Here is a 17977-nt window from a genome sequence, read left to right as displayed (position 1 = left end):
CGTAGCAAGCGTCAAGCCACGGATTGGCGGGAATCAGCCGGCCAAAAACCCGCCTTATTCATGGAACGCCACGCGCGAGGGGGGCAGAGAATCCGTCCCATCCTCGATGGTGTGTCGGTACGTCGACACCCGGCATTCGAGCAACTTGCAAGAGACGAACCATGGCCGACGCCGTACTCGATCCGAACGCCGCCCCCGCCTCGCCGGCTACGCCGCTGGCACTGGCCCAGCAACGGCTGGCCGAAATGCCGATGCAGAAGAAGATGGCGCTGGCCGGCGGGCTGGCGATGGCCATCGCGCTGCTGGTCGGGCTGATGCTGTGGAGCCGCACGCCCGACTACGAGGTGCTGTTCTCCAATATCAACGACAAGGACGGCGGCGCCATCGTCGCCGCGCTGCAGCAGGGCAACGTGCCCTACAAGTTCTCCGAGGGTGGCCACGCCATCCTGGTGCCGTCGCAGTTCGTCCACGACACCCGCCTGAAGCTGGCCGCGCAGGGTCTGCCGCGCGGCGGTTCGGTCGGTTTCGAGCTGATGGAAAGCCAGAAGCTGGGCCAGTCGCAGTTTTCCGAACAGGTGACCTACCAGCGCGCACTCGAAGGCGAGCTGGCGCGCACCATCGGTACGCTGGCTGCGGTCGATGGCGCACGCGTGCATCTCGCCATCCCGAAACAGAGCGCCTTCCTGCGCGACGATCAGAAGCCGTCGGCATCGGTCGTGGTCAGTCTTCTGGGCGGCCGCACGCTGACGCCGGAACAGGTTGGCGGCATCGTGCATCTGGTCGCTTCCAGCGTGCCACAGCTGCAGCCGACCAGCGTGTCGGTACTGGACCAGAACGGCAATCTGCTGTCGAACAACCGCGATGCCAAGGACAACGCGTCGCTGAACCCGACTCAGCTGAAGTATGTGAGCGAGATCGAGGCAGCCACCGTACGGCGTATCGAAGGCATCCTCGAACCGCTGGTCGGCCGCGGCAATTACCGCGTGCAGACGGCGGCCGACATCGACTTCAACCAGGCCGAACAGACGGCGGAAACCTACAAACCCAACCCGACGCCGAACGCGGCCATTCGCAGCCAGCAGCTCAGCGAGTCGGAAACCAATCAGCCGAATGCCGCCGGCGTGCCGGGCGCGCTGACCAACCAGCCGCCGACACCGGCCACCGCGCCGGTCACCACGCCGCCCGCGCCGGGCACGCCGGCGGTCGAAGGCGCCAACGGCCAGCCGGCAATGCTGCCGATCAATACGCGCAAGGATTCGACCACCAATTACGAGCTCGACAAGACGGTGCAGCACGTCCGCCAGTCGGTCGGCCAGATCAAGCGGCTGTCGGTGGCGGTGCTGGTGAACCACAAGACCGAGACCGACAAGGACGGCAAGGTGGTACAGGTGCCGTTGAACGAGGAGGAGATCCAGCGCATCACCGCGCTGACGCGTGAGGCGATGGGCTTCAACGAAGGTCGTGGCGACACGATCAATGTCGCCTCCGCGCCTTTCACCGAAGTGGTCGATGCAGCGCCCGAAACGCCGCTGTGGAAAGACCCGGAAACCATGGGCTTCGCGCGCGAACTGCTGAAGTATCTGCTGGTCGCTGGCGTCGCCGCCTACCTGCTGCTCGGCGTGCTGCGCCCGCTGGTGCGCAATCTGACCACGCCGGCAGAAGCGGACGAGAACGAGCCGGAAGTTCGCGACGTGACACTCGACGAGAACGGCCAGCCCATCCCGGGCGCTCTGGCCGGCGGCTCGGCGGCGCAGATCGAAATGTCTCCGGAAGCGCGGGCCCAGCTCGACTTCGAAACGAAGCTCGAATCGGCGCGCGAATTCGCGAAGAACGATCCGAAGGCGGTGGCCGAAGTGATCAAGCACTGGGTGAGCGGCGATGAATGACGATGGAATCGAACGCAGTGCCCTGCTGCTGGTGACGCTGGGCGAGGACGCCGCCGCCGAGGTGCTGCGCCACCTCGGCCCGCGAGAGGTGCAGAAGATCGGCACTGCGATGGCCGGACTGAAGAACGTGCCGCGTGAGAAGGTGCAGGCCGTGCTCGACCTGTTCGACGAGGCGACCGCCGCCGGCAGCCGCGTGTCGGCCGACGAGACGCTGATCCGCAACATGCTCACCAAGGCGCTGGGCGAGGAACGCGCCGGTCACCTGCTGTCGCGCATCCTGAACGACTCCGACACCGCCGGCATCGAGGGCCTGAAGTGGCTCGATGCCGCCACCATCGCCAACCTGATCAAGAACGAGCACCCGCAGATCATCGCCACCATCCTGACCCACCTGGAATTCGACCAGGCGGCCGAAGTGCTCAAGCTCTTCGTGGAGCGGCTGCGCAACGACGTCGTGCTGCGCATCGCCACGCTGGACGGCGTGCAGCCGGTCGCGCTGCGCGAGTTGAACGAAGCGATGTCGCGCGTGCTGTCGGGTTCGGCCAAGATGAAGAAGACGACGCTGGGCGGCATCAAGGCCACCGCGGAAATCCTCGGCTTCGTCGGCAGCGCCAACGAGTCGGCCATCCTCGATGCGGTGAAGGAATACGACGCCGATCTGGCGCAGAAGATCGTCGACGAAATGTTCGTGTTCGAGAACCTGCTGGACATCGACGACCGCGGCATCCAGACGCTGCTGCGCGAAGTCAGCGGCGATCAGCTGGTGCTGTCGCTCAAGGGTGCCTCGCCGGAGTTGCGCGAGAAGATATTCAAGAACATGTCCTCGCGCGCCGCCGAGGCGCTGCGCGAAGACCTCGAAGGTCGCGGTCCGGTGAAGCTGTCGGAAGTCGAGGCCGAACAGAAGGAAATCCTGAAGATCGCCCGCCGTCTGGCCGAGGAAGGCCAGATCGTCATGGGCGGCAAGGGTGGCGAGGAAATGCTTTGACGATGGCCCGCTCTGAGGCAGGCTGCGCACGATGAACAGCGAATCCTTCACTGCCTGGCAGATGCCGGTGTTCGATACGCCGGAGTCGGCACCTGCGCCGGCACCCGAACCGGCTGTCGACGCCGACCCAGCGCCTCCCCCCGCGATGGCGCCGGAGGAGGCGGCTGCGGCCGACACGGACGACGAGACGCCGGCGCCCTTCCGCTTTCCCACCGCGGACGACATCGAGAAGCTGCAGCAGGAGGCGCACCGCGAGGGTTATGCCGCCGGCTACGAGGAGGGCACGGCGCGCGTGCGCATGGAAGCGATGCGCCTGCACAGCGTGGTCGAGCAGCTGGAAGAGGCGCTCGCCGCACTGGACAATTCGATCGCCCGCGAGGTACTGAACCTCGGCGTCGAAATCGCGCGCAACGTCGTGCGCCAGACCATACGTGTGAATCCCGAGGTGGTGGTCGCCGTCGTGCGCGAAGCGATCAACCAGTTGCCGCACCAGCACACCGCCATCTATCTGAACCCCGAAGACGCCTCGGTCGTGCGCAGCCATATCGGCGACCAGCTCACGCACGCCGGCCACCGCATCTTCGAGGACGGCGCCATCGCGCGCGGCGGCTGCAAGGTCGAATCCGGCGGCAGCCAGATCGACGCCACGGTCCCGACGCGCTGGGACCGCATCGTCGAATCGCTGGTCGATGGCGCGGAGTGGCTGGAACATGACTGAATCGACGTTGGAGCCGGACAGCGCGGACAGCACGGACGAGCAACCGGAGGCGGCCGGCAAACCGAATGTGCATGTGCGCAAGTGGTCCGGCTTCCTGACCGACTGCGGCACGCTCGCCGGACGCGTCAATCCGTATCAGCACGCCGGTCGCCTGACCCGCATCAACGGTCTGGTGATGGAAGCGGCCGGCCTCAAACTGCCGCTGGGTTCCGGCTGCCGCATCATGGTGCCGGGCGGCAACAGCTGCGAAGCGGAGGTGGTCGGCTTCAACGGCGAAAAGCTGTTCATGATGCCAACCGACGACGTGGTCGGCCTCGCACCGGGTGCCCAGGTCATCCCGCTCGAAACCGCTCCGCAACGACCAACACCGACCGAGCGGCTGGAGCCGCGACGTCGCGCCTCCGACCGCGCCAAGCACCTGCCGGTCGGCGATGCCCTGCTCGGCCGCGTGGTCGACGGCGCTGGCCGTCCGCTCGACGGCATGGGGCCCATCGTCACCCGCCATTCGCGCTCGGTCGCCAGCCGCGCGGTCAACCCGCTGCTGCGCGAGCCGATCAAGCGCACGATGGACACCGGCATCCGCTCGATCAATTCGCTGCTCACCGTCGGCCGCGGCCAGCGCGTCGGCCTGTTCGCCGGCTCCGGCGTCGGCAAGTCGGTGCTGCTGGGCATGATGGCGCGCTTCACTTCCGCCGAGGTCGTGGTGGTCGGGCTGATCGGCGAACGGGGCCGCGAGGTGAAGGAATTCATCGAACAGATTCTCGGCGCCGCCGGACTGAAGCGTTCGGTGGTGGTCGCAGCACCTGCCGACACCAGCCCGCTGATGCGGCTGCAAGGTGCCGCCTATGCGACGACGGTGGCGGAATGGTTCCGCGACCAGGGGCGGCACGTGCTGCTCATCATGGATTCGCTGACCCGCTATGCGATGGCGCAACGCGAAATCGCGCTGGCCATCGGCGAGCCGCCCGTCACCCGCGGTTACCCGCCGAGCGTGTTCGCGCGGCTGCCACAGCTGGTCGAGCGCGCCGGCAACGGCCCGGAAGGTGGTGGTTCGATCACCGCCTTCTACACCGTGCTGGCCGAAGGCGACGACCAGCAGGACCCGATCGCCGACTCGGCACGCGCCATCCTCGACGGCCACTTCGTGCTCACGCGCCAGCTGGCCGACTCCGGCCACTACCCGGCGATCGATATCGAACAGTCCGTATCGCGCGCCATGCACGGCCTGGTCAAACCCAGTCATTTCGATCTGGTGCGCCGCTTCAAGGGCTACTGGTCACGCTATCAGCGTGCACGCGACCTGATCGCCGTCGGCGCCTATGCCCCCGGCTCCGACCCGCAACTGGACCAGGCGGTGAACATGTTCCCGACGCTGGAGGCCTTCCTGCAGCAGCGCATGGACGAGCGCGAAGGCTACGAGGATGCGGTCATGAAGCTGCACCAGATCTTCGGTCAGACGCCATGATTGCAAAAATCCGTCACTGGCCGAAAATGCGTGATCTGGATCACGCCCGGCCCCGATGATCGGAACGATGCTTTCAAGTCATGGCTGAACAATTCCGACTCCAATCCATCCTGGATCTCAGCGTCACGCGCATGGACGAAGCCGCCCGTGCGCTGGCTGCGCTGATGGCCAGCGAACAGGACAACACGCGCAAGCTCGACATGCTCGAGCAGTACCGCAACGAGTACCAGGGCCAGTTCATGGCAGCTGCACGCAGCGGCCTGACGCCCAACCAGTGGTCCAATTACCGCGCCTTCCTTGCCCGCATCGATGACGCCATCTGTCACCAGCAGCGTCAGGTCGAGCGCTCACGCGATCTCGCCCAAGCAGGCCAGCGCGAGTGGCTGGACACGCGTACCCGGGTCAAGGCGTTCGAAACGCTGTCCGACCGCCACCACGCAGGCGTCGCCCGCAAACAGGCACGTGCCGAGCAGCGGGTGAACGACGACCGTTCAGGCCGTCAGGTCAACGACGACTGAACTGCTCCACCCTTGCCGGCAACTGGCACGGATAGTGCTGTGGTCCCTCCGTCACAGGAGAGATCACCATGCCGGCACCGACGCTTAACCTGCCCACTTCATCGAACCCGCTCGCCACGTCCGGCCCGGTCGGAGAGATCCGCGGCATTGCTGGCGAACTGAGCGGCGAAGACGCCGCCGCCTTCGCCAACCTGCTCAAGGACAACCTGCTGGCCAGCGGACAGGGGCGCGAACTTCCGCCCGAGCTGCTGGCCGACCTGATGGCCGACGCCATCAAGCCGGACGAGGACGCGCAGGAACTGATCACCACCGAAACCCCACAGAGCGGCGCCGACATGCTCGCCGCCGGCCTGCTGCTGACACCTGTGCTGCAGCTGGCCGACGCGCTGAAAGCGGCGGCTTCGAGCGAAAGCGAAGCCACGACGGCGTTGTCCGACCTCACCGGCGGCAATGGCGGCAAAGCGGCAAAGGGCAATGCGGACCCGCTGGCGGCAGGGATTGCCGCCCAGGCCGGCAGCGACGTGGAGGTAGACGGCAAAACGCTGCCGGACTTCGACCTCGCTGCCGACGTGCTGCCCGACGCCTTCGCCGACAACACCACCGGCACGATGCAGCAGGCACAGCACGCCGACTTCCGCGCCCATATGGCGGCAGCCCAGCAGCCGAAGACCGAGATGACGGTCGCCACGCCGGTGAGCCAGCCGGGCTGGGCCGACGACGTCGGCCACCAGATCAGCTGGCTGGCCGATCAGGGCATGAGCAAGGCCGAACTGGTGCTGACGCCGCCGCATCTGGGTCGCATCGAAATCACGCTGGAGATCGGCTCCGACCTCAGCACTGCACAATTCGTATCGGCCAATCCGCTGGTGCGTGAAGCGCTCGAACAGGCCATGCCCCGTCTGCGTGAAATGCTGGCCGAAGGCGGTATTTCGCTGGGCGAGGCGAACGTCAGCAGCGACCAGCCCTCGCGCGAAGGCCAGGGCGGAGAACAGCGCGGCCAGCGTGGTCGCGACAGCGGCGAGCTCGCGGTCAGCCAGACCGCGCGGCGCGGCACCGGTCTGGTCGATCTGTTCGCCTGACTGCCCCCCGAAATCCGTGGCAGCCGCAAAGGTCGGGATGCACCTGTCGAGCAAAAAACCGCTCCGGCACTAAAAAAACGGATCAATCAGCCGTTATTCGGACATTGAAAGGCATGTGTGCCCGCCGACAATTCCGAATCAGACAGGAGCATCGAATATGGCCAAAGCAGCCGCCACCCCGGACGAAGCCGGAGCAGACGCACCGAAGAAGAAGGGCAACAAGATGCTCGTCATCATCATCGCCTTGCTGGTGGTGGTGATACTGGGCGGCGCCGCGGCCTTCTTCATGATGGGTGGCAGTCACGCCGACGAAGGCGAGGACGGCGAGGAAGTCGTTGCCGAGGACGATCATGAGGCAGCCGCCAAGGAAGCGAAGAAGGCCAAGCTGAAGAAGAAGAAGGATGCGGAAGCCAAGGGCCTGCCGCCGGTCTTCGTCGAACTCGACCCCTTCACCGTCAATCTGCAGCCCGAAACCGCAGTCGACCAGTACTTGCAGGTCAAGGCGACGCTGCGCGTCGATGAACAACCTGCGGCCGACAACCTGAAGGCCTACATGCCGGAAATCCGCCACCGCGTGCTGATGCTGCTGTCCGGCAAGAAAGCCTCGGAACTTGGCAGCGCGGAAGGCCGCGAGCAACTGGCGGAAGACATCAAGCACGCGGTCAATGCCATCGTCGGCGAGGTACCGCGTAACCGCAAGGGCGAGCCCGAGGAACCGATAGGTCCGGTCGAATCGGTGCTCTTCACCTCCTTCATCGTGCAGTAGCGCCGAAGAGAACAGCGAGGAAGATCATGTCCGACTTTCTTTCCCAGGAAGAGGTCGATGCCCTGCTGAAGGGCGTCACCGGCGAAACCGACGAAGCCGTCCAGGAGGACGACACCGGCGGCATTCGCCCATACAACCTCGGCACCCAGGAAAGAATCGTCCGCGGGCGCATGCCCACGCTGGAGCTGATCCACGAGCGTTTCGCCCGTTACCTGCGCATCGGCCTGTTCAATTTCATGCAGCGCAGCGCCGAGATTTCGCTCGGCCCGATCCGCCTGCAGAAGTACTCGGAATTCATCCGCAATCTGGTGGTACCGACCAACCTGAACCTGGTCCAGGTGAAGCCGCTGCGCGGTACGGGTCTCGTCGTGTTCGACCCGAACCTGGTGTTCCTGGTCATCGACAACATGTTCGGCGGCGACGGACGCTTCCATACTCGGGTCGAAGGGCGCGATTTCACGGCGACCGAGCAGCGCATCATCCACGGCCTGCTCGACGTGTTCTTCGCCGAGTACGAGCGCTCGTGGGAGCCGGTGCACAAGATCAAGTTCGAGTACATGCGCTCGGAAATGAACTCGCAGTTCGCCAACATCGCCACGCCGTCGGAAATCGTCGTCGCCTCGACCTTCACCGTCGAGCTGGGCGGTGTGTCGGCGGAGATGCACATCTGCCTGCCCTATTCGATGGTCGAGCCGCTGCGCGACATCCTGAATTCGTCGATGCAGAGCGACAGCGTCAGTTCGGACAACCGCTGGATCAAGCTGCTGACCCGTCAGGTGCAGGACGCCGCGGTCGAACTGTCGGTGAACCTCGGCGACGGCTCGCTGACCCTGGGCGGCCTCAACAACCTAAAGGTTGGCGACATCATTCCGATAACTATCCCAGAGACGGTGACGGCCGCGGTCGATGGCATAGACGTGTTGCAGTGCAAGTACGGCGTTCAGAACGGGCACTACGCATTGCGCATCGAGCGTTTCATGGCCGGCGAGGAAGAGTTGATCGAGCACGCCCTGAACGCCCAGGGCAAGAAGACAGGTGAGGAAAAACCATGAGCGATCTGGCCGAAGCCGAAGAACAAGTCAGTGACGATGACTGGGCCGCCGCGATGGCGGAACAGACCACCGCAGACGAAGCACTCGCCGCACTGGACGCCGACCACGCAACGGTGGAGGCGCAGCCGGCGAACATATTCCAGCAATTCGGGGAAAGCGCGAACAAGCCTGCCGAAGGCCTGCGCGACTTCGAAATGATCCTCGACATCCCGGTGCAGCTGACCGTGGAACTGGGCCGTACCAAGATTTCGATCCGCAACCTGCTGCAACTGGGCCACGGCTCGGTGGTCGAGCTCGACGGCATGGCGGGCGAGCCGATGGACGTGCTGGTCAATGGCACGCTGATTGCGCAGGGCGAGGTGGTGGTGGTGAACGACAAGTTCGGCATCCGCCTCACCGACATCATCACCCCGGCCGAGCGCATGAAGAAGCTCAAGCGCTGAAGCCTACGAACCTCCTCCTGATTCGACCAGATTGAATCGGGTTTCAGGGCGACGCAGATGCGTCGCCCTTTTTCTTTGCCGCCGCGCCTTGCTCTCAGTCGAGCCGCGGCGCGCCTGCCCGGTCGATCAGCGGCAGCGTGTGGTCGCTCTCGTCCTTCAGTCCGACGCCGGTCAGGCGCAGTGCACTCGCCTGCTGCATCAGCCAGTTCAGGCGATAGGCGGCGGCACCATAGGGCTGGCCCTCGGGCCGCACATTCGATATGCAGTTGCGCTCAGCGTCCGACCGGCCGACGCGCGGCGCCCAGGTCAGGTAGACGCCGAGGCTGTCCGGCGAACTGAGCCCCGGCCGCTCGCCGATCAGCATGGCCACCATGCGTGCGCCCAGCGCCTCGCCGACCTCGTCGGCCAGCGCCACGCGCGCCTGGGTGGCGATCACCACCGGCGCGATGCACCACTCTTCTGGCAGCAGCGGATACAGCGCCGCGAGCAGCGGCACCGCGTGCCGCGCCACCGCCGCCGACGAGAGGCCGTCGCCGATCACCACCGCCAGATCGCAGCCCTCGCCGCGCATGCCATCCAGCCGTACGCGGTCATCGGGGTCGAGCCGGCGGCCGAGATCAGGCCGGCGCAGATAGGTTTCGCGGTCGGGCGCACGGCTTTTCACCGGCAGTGCCGGCCAGTCCTGCGCGTTCAGTTCGGAGGCCAGCGCCGCCACATCGAGCGGCGTGTGGATGGCGTCGCGGGCCAGCGCGTGGGCCAGACCGCAGCCCAGCGCTTCCGCGGTGGGCACGGCGTTGCCGACGCGGCCCAGGCCGATGCGCGCCGACGTGAAACTGCGCCACAGCGCCCAGGCATCCGTGCTGTCGCTCAGCGCGCCGTCCTTGTCTTCATCCTTCATCGCACATCTCTTCACGTTCCTCGCGCCGGCCCCGGCCGTCGCTGCCCGGGGCCGACGCCATCTCAGAAGGCCTTGGTCACGCTGACGAACAGCTTGTCCTTCGCAATGTCGGAATCCGACCGCCCGTTGTCCAGGCTGACGAAGTCCTTGTACGCGTTCGGCTCGCTCTATGCCGAGTAGAACACGCCGGCCGACCAGCCATCCGGCAGCGCGCGGGTGACGCCGATCTTGTAGTAGGTGATGTCCAGTCCGGTCGAATTACGCACGATCTGGCGACCGATCTGACCGCTGACGTTCCACCCTTCGGCCACGTCGTAGGCAGCGTTCAGTTCGAAGTAATGCGAACCGCGCGTATTGCCGGTGACGCCAGCCGACAGGTCGCCGAAGAAGCCACCATTGACCGGCGAATTGTTGGTGCTCCAGCCGAAGTATTCGTTCAGCGTGCGCCCGGTCTTGAAGGTGAGCCATTCCCAGTTCAGCGCGACATAGGCTTCGGCAGTGTCGAGACGGTTGCGTGCGTTGAAGCCGGTGAAGGGCGAATCGTCCCAGTTGGCTCCCGGGTACATGTAATACACGGCGCCGACATCGACGCCTATCGTGTCCGCCACCTTGGTGCGGTAGCCACCGTAGAGGTCGGTTTCGACCGCTGCGCCCGGCAGCCAGTGATCGGACACGTTCGACGCGAAGAAGCCGGCGTAGAAGCCCGAACTGTGCACCGCCTCGATGCTGAACTGCAGCGCCGGACCGCCCCAGGTCTGCGACTGGCCGCGGAAGATGTAGTCGCTGACCAGCGTGACGCTCATCGGCACCGTCCAGTCGGAGGCCGGCGCGGCCTCTTCGGCGTGTGCCAGCGGTGCGGCGGCGAACAGGGCTGCACAGAGCAGCGTGGTGTGGCGGATCGAAGTCATGAAGAAAGCTCCCGGTCTGTTTGAAATGGATGTGGATCTCATGCGGCGCGCGGCGAGGGCAACGCAGCCAGCGAGGTGATGCCGTCGACCAGCGCGCGGCCGCTGCCGCGCAGCAGTTCGCCGTTCGGATCGGTGAGGCCGATGGACTGCAGCCAGCGCTCGAATTCGGGCGCGCGCTTCAGGCCCAGCGTGCGGCGCAGGAACAGCGCGTCGTGGAAGGAGGTGCTCTGGTAGTTGAGCATGATGTCGTCCGCCCCCGGCACGCCAATCACGAACGGAATGCCGGCGGCGCCGAGCAGCACCAGCAGCGTGTCCATGTCGTCCTGGTCGGCTTCGGCGTGATTGGTGTAGCAGACGTCGCAGCCCAGCGGCAGGCCGAGCAGCTTGCCGCAGAAGTGATCCTCCAGCCCGGCGCGGATGATCTGCTTACCGTCGTACAGGTACTCCGGGCCGATGAAGCCGACCACGGTATTGATCAGCAGCGGCTTGTAGCGGCGCGCCACCGCGTAGGCGCGCGCCTCGCAGGTCTGCTGGTCCACGCCGTGGTGGGCGTTGGCGGACAATGCGCTGCCCTGCCCGGTCTCGAAATACATGACGTTGTCGCCGAGCGTGCCGCGGCCGAGCGACAGCGCTGCGTCATACGCCTCGTCGAGTACCGCCAGACTGACGCCGAACGAGGCGTTCGTCTTTTCGGTGCCGCCGACCGACTGGAACACCAGATCGACCGGCGCGCCCTGCTCGATCAGCTTCACCGTATTGGTCACGTGCGTCAGCACGCAGCTCTGGGTCGGAATGTCGAAGCGTTCGATCAGCTCGTCCAGCATGTGCAGCAGGCTGGCGATGGCGGGCAGGCTGTCGGAGGCCGGATTGATGCCGATCACCGCATCACCGGCGCCGCACAGCAGACCGTCCAGCGTCGAGGCCGCCACGCCGCGCAGATCGTCGGTCGGGTGGTTCGGCTGCAGCCGCACCGCCAGATGGCCGGGCAGGCCTATCGTGTTGCGGAACTGCGTCACCACGCGGCATTTGCGCGCCACCGCGATCAGGTCCTGGTTGCGCATGAGCTTGCTTACCGCCGCGACCATTTCCGGCGTCAGGCCCGGCGATACCGCGGTCAGCGCGTCAGCGTCGGCCGCGTCGTCGAGCAGCCACTCGCGGAAACCGCCCACCGTCAGATGGGCGATCGTCGCGAAGGCGGCGCGGTCATGGCTGTCGACGATGAGGCGCGTGATCTCGTCCTCCTCGTACGGCACCAGCGCCTCGTTCAGGAAGGTGGCCAGCGGGATGTCGGCCAGCGCGTGCCGCGCCGCCACACGGCGCAGCGCGGAGCCTGCTGCCACGCCGGCCAGCACGTCGCCGGAGCGGGCCGGGCTGGCGCAGGCCATCACCGTCTTCAGGTCGGGGAAGCTGAACGCCTCCCCGCCCACCGTCACGCGATAAGCCATGGCGCTCTCCTCAGCGGCTGCCGGCCAGCATCACGTCTTCCGGTGCGTCGGCGCGCTGCTGGCCGGTCAGGAAGAAGTAGGCCGAGGCGAGCGCGAACAGGCCGAGGAAGACGCCGGCCAGCAGCGTGTTGAACCACACCATCGCGCCGAGGCAGAACACGCCCAGCGCCAGCGCGATGGCCGGGAATACCGGATAGAACGGCGCGCGGTACGAACGTTCCAGCAGCGGCTCGCTCTTGCGCAGCTTGAACAGCGAGGCCATGGACATGATGTACATGACGATGGCACCGAATACCGACATCGTGACGATGTTGGCGGTCAGCGTCTGGCCGCCGAAGCTGATCCACGAGTCGCTGAAGATGGCGACCACGCCGATCACGCCCCCCGCCAGCAGTGCGCGGTGCGGCGTCTGGAAACGCGGGCTGAGTGCGGCGAAGTAGCGCGGCAGGTAGCCGGCACGGGCGAGCGCGAAGATCTGCCGCGAGTAGCCCATGATGATGCCGTGGAAGGAGGCGATCAGGCCGAACAGGCCGATCCACACCAGCATGTGCAGCCAGCCGCTGTTCTCGCCCACCACCGCCTTCATCGCCTGCGGCAGCGGATCGTTGATGTTGGCGATCTGGCGCCAGTCGCCGACGCCGCCGGCAAAGATCATGACACCGAAGGCGAGCACCAGCAGGGTAAGGATGCCGGCCACGTAGGCGACCGGAATCGTGCGCTTCGGGTCGCGTGCCTCCTCGGCCGCCATCGCCGCGCCCTCGATCGCCAGGAAGAACCAGATGGCGAACGGGATGGACGCGAAGATGCCCGCCAGCGCAACGCCGGAGAACTCGTTCTGGCCGGCCCAGCCATTGGCGACGAAGTTCGCCATGCTCCAGCCGGGCGCGACGATGCCCATGAACAGCAGCAGTTCGAAGATGGCGAGCAACGTCACGAACAGTTCAAAGGTGGCGGCGATGCTCACCCCCACCCAGTTCAGCGCGATGAACACGACGTAGGCGCCGAGCGCGATCATCTTCGGATCGACGCTGGGGAACTGCACATTGAGATAGGCGCCGATGGCCAGCGAGATCGCCGGCGGCGCGAACACGAATTCGACCAGCGTGGCGAAACCGGCGATGAAGCCGCCGAAGGGTCCGAAGGCGCGCCGCGCGTAGGCGAAGGGACCGCCGGCGTGCGGGATGGCGGTAGACAGTTCGGTGAAGCTGAAGATGAAGGTCGCGTACATGGCCGCAACCAGCACGGTGGCGCACAGGAAGCCCAGCGTGCCGGCCGAGTTCCAGCCATAGCTCCAGCCGAAGTACTCGCCCGAAATGACCAGTCCGACCGCGATGCCCCACAGCTGCAGCGGACCCAGCACCTTCTTCAGCGACTGCGGGCCGCCCGCCCCGGTCGCATTCAGTGTTGACGACATGTTTTCCTCTCCCGGATCTGTTCCGCCCGGCGCGGAACCTCTTTTTCATTCGATCACCGGGAAGGCGTCCCCACTATCCGGAATCGGAAAAGTCGCGGCAGTGCACTATCCCGAATCGGAAAAGCTGTTTGCGGCAGTTGGCACGGGGAATGCTAAGTCCCTGCAATCACGGTACATTCCTGTTCGCGCGAGCGACAGGAGGAGAGGCAGAACATGGGACATGACATCGCGCCAGCCCCGACCGCGGAGGACGCCACCAGAAGCGCCCCGAAGGACGGAATCCGCGTGTGCCGCAGCGACGACGTCGCGGAGCACGCGGACAATATTTCGCGCTGGCATCAGGAATACGAGCAGTTGTCGGGTGGCGTGTTCAGCGGCTGCATCCGCGAAATGCTGGTCGAGAACGGCCCGCGCTTGCAGGTGTTCCACGAATACACCGAACAGGAAACCAGCCAGCAGTGCGGCCCGTGGTCGGGCTCGGTGTGGATGGGCCTGCCCGATCTGTCGCGCACCGGTGAAGTGCGCTTCTGCGGCCGGCCGCACAGCGATGGGGTGCATCTGATGATGGCGCGCGCCAGCAGCGGCTTCACGCTGCGCACGCCGCGCGACTTCGGCATCTACGGCATCGTCGCCGACGAAGGCTGGCTCGCCTCGCGCCTGACCGGCCGCCACGGACACAAGCTCGAACAGCTGCTGCTGCACGGCTCGGTCGCCAGCCGCGCGCTCAGTCCATCGCGGCACAGCGAACTGTGTTTCCTGATCGAAGGCCTGCTGGAACCGGTCGGTGCCACCACCCCGTCCGGCGATCTGTGCGCCGATCTGGTCGATCTGCTGCTCGACAGCCTCGGCGACGACCCGGCGCCGCCATCGCGCACAGCACTCGAACAGCGCCGCTTCGACATCGTGATGCAGGCGCGGCGCATCGCGCTGAAGCCGGAAAGCTCGGTCGACGGCGTAGACGAACTGTGCGAACGCCTGCACGTCACGCGCCGCGCGCTGCAGAACCACTTCAACAGCGTGCTCGGCATGGCGCCGAAGGATTACCTGAAACGCGTGCGGCTGAACGCCGTGCGGCGCGCGCTGCAGCACGGCAGCGACCCGGCGCGCAGCGTGCACGACATCGCGATGCAATGGGGCTTCTGGCACCTCGGCCACTTCTCGCACGACTACCGCGAACTGTTCGGCGAACTGCCGTCCAGTACGCTGCGGCGGGCGCTGAACGGGACTTTCTGAAGCGGGCGGCAGTGAGCGCCGTCGTTGTGGGAGCGGTGTTCTGACCGCGACGCGGCGGTTGCAGGCCACCGGCTTCGATACAGGCCGCTGTCGGGGTCGGAAGACCCCTCCCACAGAGGACCCACCCGGGCTCGGGCCGCGGGTCTGGCGCATTCCCCTGTGGGAGCGGTCTTCTGACCGCGACGCGGCGGTTGCGGGCCGTCGGCTTCGATACAAGCCGCTGTCGGGGTCGGAAGACCCCTCCCACAGAACGCCCGCTCCGATCACCGATTGGGCGCAATTCCTGTGGGAGCGGCCTTGGCCGCGATGCAACCGCAGCGGACCTAAGATATTCGATACACCGCGCAGTCGGAGCCCGGTGATTGCCAGGGACGCCCCCACGCCATTCACTCCCCCCCTCCGCACGGCGAGCTCCCGACGCACCAGGTCAACGAAAAAGGGCGACCGCTTTCGCGGTCGCCCCTCGCACACCTGTCTCACGACAGTTGCGCGGAATCAGGTCTTTGGCTTCTCCGGCTGGGAGCTCTGGGGTTTGGCGTCGCCGTGCTTTTCGCCCGGGCATGCAAGAACGGCACTGGACGACGCAAACATCGCCAGCCCCAGCAGGATCGCGAGACGTTTCATCACGGATCACCTCCTTTCGTGGTTGCAGAGCCTTCACAATAGGCGCTGCCCCCACCCCGCGCAAGAGAGGATTACTTCCGGATGTTGCACTGGCTGCGCCGACTCGTTTCCGCCGTCGAACCCGAACTGCCCGACGTACCCGACGAACAGTGGGCCCGCATCGAGGCCCGCCTGCCCTGGCTCGATTTCCTCGACCCCGCCGACCGGCCGCGCCTGCGTGAACTGGCGCGGCAGTTCATCGCGAGCAAGGAATTCCACGGCGCCCACGACACCGTGCTGACCGACGACATGCTGCTCGAGATCGCGCTGCAGGCCTGCGTGCCGGTGCTCAACCTGGGGCTGGACTGGTACGACGACTGGGTCGGCGTGGTGGTCTACCCGGGCGACTTCGTCGTGCCGCGCCGGGTCACCGACGACGCCGGCGTCGTGCACGAATACGAGGACACGCTGGTCGGCGAGGCGTGGGAAGGCGGCCCGGTACTGCTGTCCTGGCAGCCGGAATCGCTGGCGGCCGACGGCATCAATGTGGTCATCCACGAGTTCGCGCACAAGCTGGACATGCGCAACGGCGAGCCTGACGGTCTGCCGCCGCTGCATGCCGGCATGAGCGTGCAGCGCTGGGCGGCCGTGTGGTCGACCGCCTACGAGCGCTTCTGTGCCGACGTCGACGCCGGCGTGGACACCGGCATCGACGAATACGCCGCGGAAAGCCCGGCCGAGTTCTTCGCCGTCATGTCGGAGTGCTTCTTCGAAATCCCTGACCTGATACAGCAGGCCTGGCCGGATCTGTACGAGCAGTTGGCCCGCTTCTATCGGCTCGACCCGGCACCACGCGCCCGCGCGCTGTTCCCGCCGGACGCCGCATGATCGAGGAACTGATTGCCTGGGCACGCCTAGACTGTCTGCCGGCGGCGCAGCGCCTTGGTCTGCGCCGCGAGGCGGCCGCGCTCGCCGTGCGCCACCGCCGGCTGCGCACGCACTGGGCAGACCACATCGCGCAGACGCGCGCCGCCTTGCTCGCCGCCGCCCGCCTTTCCGCCGCAGCACCGGATGCACCGCGGCGCGCGTGGATCATGGGCGCAGGTCTGCTGCAGGACGTGCCACTGCGCGAACTGCTCGACCTGTTCGAAACCGTAGACCTCGTAGACGTGTGCTTCGGCCCGGCTGCGCGTGCTGCCGTTCGCAAGTACTCAGGGCGGGTGCGCTGTGTACGGCAGGACGTGAGCGGCGTGCTGGAGGACCTGTCGCGCGATCCGCTGCGCGCCGCACCCGCGATGCCGGCCGACGCCTGGTGCGCCTCGGTGAACCTGCTGTCGCAACTGCCGCTGCTGCCGTGCGCGACGCTTCTGGAGCGCGGCGAGGCCGAGTCGGCCGTCGAGCGCTACGGCGCGGCGATACCGCAGGCGCACATCGATGCACTCGGCCGCGTGCGGCACGCCTGCCTGATCATCGAGTACGCGCAGACCCGAGCGAATGCGCCGGACGAAGTGCTGCTGCCGGGTCTGCCGGAGCGCCTCGTCGCCGACGGCTGGGCTGCCGGTCCCCGCTGGCACTGGCCACTGAACCCTGCCGGCGAAACCATCGAGCCGACCGGCCGAACGATGCAGGCGTGGTGGCGCAGCGGTAACGCCCGCCGCTGACGACAAGCCCCGTCGCTGTACTTACCGCGCACACCACCTCTCCCTGTGAGAGCGGCCTTGGCAGCGACAGGGCCTTTGCGGACTTCGATGCGGGCTGCTGTCGGGGTCAAGACCCCTCCCACAGAACCCCGGCCCTGGTTCCAGTCACGAGTCAGGCGCGATCCCTGTGGGGGTGGCCTTGGCCGCGACACGGCCGCTGCAGTCCTCGGGCTTCGATGCGGGCTGCTGTCGGCGTCAAGACCCCTCCCACAGAACCCCGGCCCTGACTCCGGCCACGAATCAGGTGTCAGACGCATGCGCGCTCCGCCCCGGCGAGCACCCGCGCAAACACCCGTGCCAGCGGCGCGCGGGCCGCGTCCGCACCTTCCATCTGCGCGCGCACGATGGCGCCCTCGATGAGCAGCAGCAGATCGGCGGCAACCTCGTCCGGTCGAACGAAACCCGCCTCGCGACAGGCCGCTTCGATCCGCGCCGCCAGTTCCCGCTTGTGCGTCACCGTCATCGGCGGCGCGTCCGTGCCGGCTTCGGCGTGACCATTGATGAAGGCGCAGCCGCGAAAGCCGGGCGCGCGGAACCAGTCGTCCAGCGCATCGGGCAGCGCAGCCAACCAGGCGCGGGCATCCGGCGCAGCAGCAAGCCGGCTTTCCAGCCAGCCCATCCAGCGCGCGTGGCGCAGGTCCAGATAGGCCTCGACCAGCGCCTGCTTGGTCGGAAAGTGGCGGTAGAACGACGCCTTGGCGACACCCGACTCGGCAATGATGCGGTCGATGCCGGTGGCGCGCAGGCCGTGGCGGTAGAACAGCCGGTAGGCGCATTCGAGTACGCGGGTCCGCGCATCCTGTTCGGGCAGCGGACCGGGTCCGGCGAGATCGTCGAGAGATGTGAACATCCATTCATGTTGAC

18 protein-coding genes are annotated in these 17977 nt (G+C 66.5%); 12 read left to right on the top strand and 6 right to left on the bottom strand.

What is annotated here, in order from left to right:
- The first annotated feature begins 161 nt into the window (after positions 1-161).
- The 9 genes from fliF (at position 162) to fliN (ending at position 8912) form a co-directional block, all read left to right on the top strand.
- The gene (fliF, locus tag IV112_RS07395) at positions 162-1886 is read left to right on the top strand and encodes a flagellar basal-body MS-ring/collar protein FliF (protein ID WP_304002383.1); all 1725 of its coding nucleotides are present in this window, start codon (positions 162-164) and stop codon (positions 1884-1886) included.
- Positions 1879-2871: a flagellar motor switch protein FliG gene (fliG, locus tag IV112_RS07390; protein WP_304002380.1), complete on the top strand. Its 993-nt coding sequence runs from the start codon at positions 1879-1881 to the stop codon at positions 2869-2871. Before fliF ends, fliG begins: the two co-directional genes overlap by 8 nt.
- Before the next feature lie 31 nt (positions 2872-2902).
- The gene (locus IV112_RS07385) at positions 2903-3589 is read left to right on the top strand and encodes a flagellar assembly protein FliH (RefSeq protein ID WP_304002378.1); all 687 of its coding nucleotides are present in this window, start codon (positions 2903-2905) and stop codon (positions 3587-3589) included.
- Positions 3582-5054 (top strand): flagellar protein export ATPase FliI, encoded by a 1473-nt coding sequence (gene fliI, locus IV112_RS07380; protein WP_304002376.1) that lies wholly within the window; start codon positions 3582-3584, stop codon positions 5052-5054. The genes IV112_RS07385 and fliI overlap by 8 nt, the downstream gene beginning before the upstream one ends.
- 80 nt (positions 5055-5134) lie before the next feature.
- The gene (fliJ, locus tag IV112_RS07375) at positions 5135-5572 is read left to right on the top strand and encodes a flagellar export protein FliJ (protein ID WP_029143785.1); all 438 of its coding nucleotides are present in this window, start codon (positions 5135-5137) and stop codon (positions 5570-5572) included.
- Positions 5573-5640: 68 nt separating this feature from the next.
- On the top strand, positions 5641-6651 hold the full coding sequence (locus IV112_RS07370; protein WP_304002373.1) for a flagellar hook-length control protein FliK: 1011 nt from the start codon (positions 5641-5643) through the stop codon (positions 6649-6651).
- 157 nt (positions 6652-6808) lie between these two features.
- A complete protein-coding gene (locus IV112_RS07365) occupies positions 6809-7417 on the top strand; it encodes a flagellar basal body-associated protein FliL (protein WP_296812634.1) in 609 nt (202 codons plus the stop codon).
- A gap of 26 nt (positions 7418-7443) precedes the next feature.
- Positions 7444-8469, top strand: coding sequence for a flagellar motor switch protein FliM (gene fliM / locus IV112_RS07360; protein WP_020165340.1), 1026 nt, complete (start codon positions 7444-7446; stop codon positions 8467-8469).
- Positions 8466-8912, top strand: a complete 447-nt coding sequence (gene fliN, locus IV112_RS07355) for a flagellar motor switch protein FliN (RefSeq protein WP_020165341.1) — start codon at positions 8466-8468, stop codon at positions 8910-8912. The genes fliM and fliN overlap by 4 nt, the downstream gene beginning before the upstream one ends.
- A 94-nt stretch (positions 8913-9006) precedes the next feature.
- Here the strand turns inward: fliN and eutC are convergent, their stop codons facing one another.
- The 4 genes from eutC to eat form a co-directional block, all read right to left on the bottom strand.
- Positions 9007-9810 (bottom strand): ethanolamine ammonia-lyase subunit EutC, encoded by an 804-nt coding sequence (eutC, locus tag IV112_RS07350; RefSeq protein ID WP_296812637.1) that lies wholly within the window; start codon positions 9808-9810, stop codon positions 9007-9009.
- A 167-nt stretch (positions 9811-9977) separates the two neighbouring features.
- A complete protein-coding gene (locus IV112_RS07345) occupies positions 9978-10718 on the bottom strand; it encodes a TorF family putative porin (protein WP_296812639.1) in 741 nt (246 codons plus the stop codon).
- A gap of 38 nt (positions 10719-10756) precedes the next feature.
- Positions 10757-12163 (bottom strand): ethanolamine ammonia-lyase subunit EutB, encoded by a 1407-nt coding sequence (locus IV112_RS07340; protein ID WP_296812641.1) that lies wholly within the window; start codon positions 12161-12163, stop codon positions 10757-10759.
- A gap of 10 nt (positions 12164-12173) precedes the next feature.
- Positions 12174-13577 carry an ethanolamine permease gene (eat, locus tag IV112_RS07335; protein ID WP_296812643.1) on the bottom strand — a complete coding sequence of 468 codons (1404 nt, stop codon included), beginning with the start codon at positions 13575-13577 and terminating at the stop codon, positions 12174-12176.
- Positions 13578-13790: 213 nt separating this feature from the next.
- Here eat and IV112_RS07330 point away from each other — a divergent pair, with 213 nt between their 5' ends.
- Entirely contained in the window at positions 13791-14810 is a 1020-nt protein-coding gene (locus IV112_RS07330; RefSeq protein WP_296812645.1) for a helix-turn-helix domain-containing protein, read from the top strand.
- 495 nt (positions 14811-15305) lie between these two features.
- On the opposite strand, the gene IV112_RS07325 is transcribed toward IV112_RS07330, so the two are convergent.
- Positions 15306-15437: a hypothetical protein gene (locus tag IV112_RS07325; protein WP_269744947.1), complete on the bottom strand. Its 132-nt coding sequence runs from the start codon at positions 15435-15437 to the stop codon at positions 15306-15308.
- A 78-nt stretch (positions 15438-15515) separates the two neighbouring features.
- Between IV112_RS07325 and IV112_RS07320 the strand changes: the two genes are divergently transcribed.
- Together IV112_RS07320 and IV112_RS07315 are read left to right on the top strand one after the other, a co-directional pair.
- Complete coding sequence (locus tag IV112_RS07320; protein ID WP_020165348.1) at positions 15516-16301, top strand: zinc-dependent peptidase; 786 nt, start codon at positions 15516-15518, stop codon at positions 16299-16301.
- The gene (locus IV112_RS07315) at positions 16298-17074 is read left to right on the top strand and encodes a hypothetical protein (protein WP_296812648.1); all 777 of its coding nucleotides are present in this window, start codon (positions 16298-16300) and stop codon (positions 17072-17074) included. Before IV112_RS07320 ends, IV112_RS07315 begins: the two co-directional genes overlap by 4 nt.
- A gap of 286 nt (positions 17075-17360) precedes the next feature.
- Here IV112_RS07315 and IV112_RS07310 read toward each other — a convergent pair whose 3' ends face one another.
- A complete protein-coding gene (locus IV112_RS07310) occupies positions 17361-17963 on the bottom strand; it encodes a TetR/AcrR family transcriptional regulator (protein WP_296812650.1) in 603 nt (200 codons plus the stop codon).
- Positions 17964-17977 lie beyond the last annotated feature (14 nt).

The sequence above is a fragment of the Methyloversatilis discipulorum genome, from assembly GCF_018780585.1.
Classification (GTDB): domain Bacteria; phylum Pseudomonadota; class Gammaproteobacteria; order Burkholderiales; family Rhodocyclaceae; genus Methyloversatilis; species Methyloversatilis discipulorum_B.
The sequence above is the reverse complement of the archived record's forward strand: the minus strand, read 5'-3'. Positions and strand labels throughout refer to the sequence as shown.